At 71.2% G+C, this 3875-nt stretch carries 2 protein-coding genes and 1 pseudogene; 1 reads left to right on the forward strand and 2 read right to left on the reverse strand.

Annotation, left to right across the window (positions count from 1 at the left end; genetic code table 11):
• Window positions 1-1022: pseudogene (locus A5636_RS26590) on the forward strand (hypothetical protein); the annotation flags it as partial.
• A gap of 3 nt (window positions 1023-1025) precedes the next feature.
• On the opposite strand, the gene A5636_RS16415 reads toward A5636_RS26590, so the two are convergent.
• Both A5636_RS16415 and A5636_RS16420 read right to left on the reverse strand, forming a co-directional pair.
• Window positions 1026-3026: a primosomal protein N' gene (locus tag A5636_RS16415; protein ID WP_081287829.1), complete on the reverse strand. Its 2001-nt coding sequence runs from the start codon at window positions 3024-3026 to the stop codon at window positions 1026-1028.
• 74 nt (window positions 3027-3100) lie between these two features.
• Window positions 3101-3871 carry a lysoplasmalogenase gene (locus tag A5636_RS16420; RefSeq protein ID WP_081287830.1) on the reverse strand — a complete coding sequence of 257 codons (771 nt, stop codon included), beginning with the start codon at window positions 3869-3871 and terminating at the stop codon, window positions 3101-3103.
• Window positions 3872-3875 lie beyond the last annotated feature (4 nt).

A 3875-nucleotide genomic window follows, 5' to 3' on the forward strand; every position in this document is an offset into this window, starting at 1 on the left:
CGGCGCGGGCACGCTCGACGAACAACGTCACCGCGTCATATCGGGCCAGCTTGCTGCGGTTGGGCACCGAGTCAGCTCCCGGTCTTGAGGGTGGCAACGGCGGGGCAGGCGGCAGGTCCTGGGTCACCGGCAGCGCCGGCGCCGGCGGTGCGGGGGGCGACTCCCTGGGTGGGAACCTGCCTGGCAACCAGGGCAACGGCGGCAATGGGGGCATCGGCGGCAACGCCGGATTCTTCGGTGACGGCGGTGCTGGCGGCGGGGGCGGACTGGCCAAGACAGCTCTGACCAGTGGCGGTAACGGCGGCGCTGGCGGGGCCGGAGGTCATGCCGGCTGGTTGACCGGCAACGGCGGAGCGGGTGGGACGGGCGGAAACGCCGACACTACGGCAGGTGCTGGCGGTAACGGCGGCGACGCCGGGCTGCTGTACGGCACTGCAGCCAACGGCGGGAACACAGGCACTGGAAACGCGGGTGCCACGGCGGGCACTGGTGGCAACGCCGGCCTATTCGGCATCGGCGGCGCCGGGGGCAACGCATTCGCCAACAGCGCCCCGCACGGCGGGGCCGGTGGCACCGGAGGAATCATTTGGGGCAGTGGCGGTGCTGGTGGCGGTGCCGGCCCCGTCGGTGTGTTGTCGTCCCAGCCTGTCGGCGGCGCGGGCGGCAATGCCGGGTTGTTCGGCACCGGAGGCCTGGGCGGCAACGCCGCGGGGACCCAGGGAACGGGTGGAAACGGCGGCAACGGCGGCTTCCTGCAGGGTGACGGTGGCGCCGGTGGATCTCAGATCGCCTTCGGCGGCGGCGACTCGCATGGCGGTAATGGCGGAAAGGCGGGGATTGTCGGCAGCGGCGGACTGGGCGGATCGACTGTCGCTGGCGGTAGCAGTACTGGAGGCCGGGGAGGCGACGCCCAGCAGATCGGCAACGGTGGTAACGGCGGCAACTCCCCGGGAACACCGGGCACTGGCGGCACCGGCGGAGCCCTTTACGGCCAGGCCGGCCAGCCGGGTTCGAAAACCTAGCGACTAACCGATATGCAGCGGGTCGATCTGCACCCGAACGGGGTCGTGGGTTTGCCGCGCGCTGAGCACACCGACCGCGCCACGCAGCGCTGCCGCAAGCCGCAAGCCCTGGTCGCGACGCACCCGCACCAGCATCCGGATCACCGTGCCGTCGGGCCCGGTGCCCGCCGGGCGGCGCGCACCCGGCGGCAGGTCCACCGGGCCGAGCAATTCGGCATCCAGGCCATCCTGATCCGCCAACTGGGCCTCGTCGAGCAGTGCGGCCACCGCGTCGGCGGCGCCGTCCAGCGCGGCGATGTGCACGCTCGGCGGCAACCCGACCTCGGCGCGTGACGCCAACTCGGTATCGGCGTGACCGACCGGATCCCAGCGAATCAGCGATTGCACAGTCGGAAGAGACGATTCGGCGACCACCGTGACCACACCGCCCTCACCACGGGGACGCACGAGGGCGGCAGCGCTCATCCACCGCCAGAGGGCGTCCTCCGCGGCGCGCAGATCCTGTCGGCCCAGCAACGCCCAGGTGTCCAGCAGCAGCCCCGCCCCATACCCGCCCGCGGCGCTCGGTTCGGCCCCCGGTGTGGCCACCACCAGTGCGGGGCGCGCAGGCACCTCCGAAACGATGCTGTCCCCGGCCGACGTCACCACCGGGGTGCCCGGGAATGCCCGGCCCAGCTCCTCGGCGGTGCGCCGCGCCCCGACCACCACCGCCCGCACCGCATCTGACCCACACCGTGCACACCGCGGTGTCGGGTCCACCCGGCCACACCACCGGCAGGCTGTACCGGAACCACGTTCGGCCAGCGCCAGCGGACCCGTGCAGTGCCGGCAGCGAGCGATCGCACGGCAGCGCCCGCACGCCAGCGAGGGCACGTACCCCCGCCGCGGCACCTGGACCAGAACCGGTGCGCCGGCTTGCAAAGCCGATCGGGCGCTGCGAAGCGCGATGGACGGCAACCGGGCGGTGCGCGCCGCCGGGTCGCGCTCGTCGGCGAATCCGCCGTCGTCCAACGCGACTACCCGGGGTGTGCGGGCCCGCACCATCGGCCGGACCGCGACGACGTCGTGCGCCCACCCGCTGCGCACCAGGGCATGGGCCTCGGCGGTACGGGCATAACCCCCGATCAACGCCGCGCAACGGGCCTGGTGCGCGCGCAGCATTGCCACCTCGCGGGCGTGCGGATAGGGAGCCCGAGGCTCGGCCAGGTTGTCGTCGGCGTCGGACCAAACCATGACCAGCCCGAGGTCGCTGACCGGCGCGAATACCGCGCTGCGGGTGCCGAGAACGACGCGCGCGCTGCCCCGCAGCGCCGCTAGCCACCGCCGGTACCGGGCCGCGGGCCCGAGTCCCGCCGACAACGCCACCACACTGTCCGCACCGACGCGGACGACGGTCGCCTGCCCCAACGCGTCCAGATCGCGCTGATCGGGCACGATCGCCAGCACCGAACGCCCCGAGGCGACCGTCTGCGCGGCCGCCTCGGCGAACCGGTCCGTCCATGTCTCTCCAGGTAATGCCTGCCACACCGCACGCGCGGCACGGGACTCGGCCAGCGCAATCAGGAACTGGCCGCCGCGGCTGTAGTTGTCCCAGCCCGCCGGGTCCACGGGCGCGACTGACGGCCGCGGCGCCACCGCGAACGGCTGCTTCTCCACTCGCGCGTGCCGGGGCGGCACGGCCAGCCGCAACACGTCCGGCCGGGTGCCGGCGTAGCGCGCGGCAACGGCTTCGACCAGCCGGCGGATTTCCGGCGTAAGCACCGGTTCGGCCGACACCACCCGCTCTATCCAGCCGAGTTTGCCCTGGTGATCGGTGTCGTTGCAGCGCTCCAGGACGAATCCGTCGACCAACCGGCCGTGAAAGCGCACCCGCACCCGTACACCCGGCTGGGCGTCGTCAGACTGCTCGGGCGAGACCAGGTAATCGAACTCGCGATCCAGGTGTGGCACCGACAGCATGGGCAGCACCCGCGCGATGGGCTCCACTTCGGCCGTGCCGCTCATAGCACCGCCAGATGCGCTGGAACTCAACATTTTTCTAGTCAATGTGGGCACACCGTACCTGCACTGACCGACAATCAGCCCTCGGCGGGTGCGGCGGTGTCTGCGGCGAATTCGCTGTCTTCAACCAGGTCATCGCGGCCGAAGAAGAAACCAGCCGTGATCAGGATCTCGGCGGCGGCGTATGACCACCAGATGGGCACCGCCAGCGCTTCGTTACCCAGGATGAAGCGGCCGATCGCAATCATCGAGTCCGAAGCTGCGAAGCACACCGCGCCGACGGCGGTCCATATCGTGGGCATGCGGGCCAGCAGTGCCGCACAGACCATCGCACTGAGCACGGTGATGTAGACGGTGACCGGGACGGTCAAGTTCTCCGTTCCGTTGTCCAGGTGCGGCCAGAACCAGACCAGCATCGACGCCGTCGCCAACACCATGACCGCGGCGGCCGCGATGCGCGCGCGGGTGGGAACGACGTGTGGCAGCAGCGCACCGAGAAAACATATGTGCGCCAACAAAAACGAGCCCAAGCCCAACACAAACGACATCGCCCACCACGGCAGCGCCAACAGCCAGTCGCCGGCGGCGGAGAACAGCAGCGCGGGCACGAGCCAGCGACGCTCCCGGGCCACGGGGTGGGCTGCAGCGGCGATCGCCAGCAGCAGCGCCATCGACGCTTTGAACAAGGGTTGCAGCACCCAGTGGCCGGTCAGTTCGCTGCCCGGCGGCATCCGCAGTGCGATCACCGTCAGGTAAACGCCGTACGCGATCCCCGCCCAACGCAAGGCGGCCCAGCAATCCTCAACTCCCGCGGGGAACGGGTGTTCGGGAGCGAGCCGGTAATCCAGGGGG

The organism is Mycobacterium asiaticum (assembly GCF_001673315.1).
In the GTDB taxonomy this organism is placed as follows: domain Bacteria; phylum Actinomycetota; class Actinomycetes; order Mycobacteriales; family Mycobacteriaceae; genus Mycobacterium; species Mycobacterium asiaticum_B.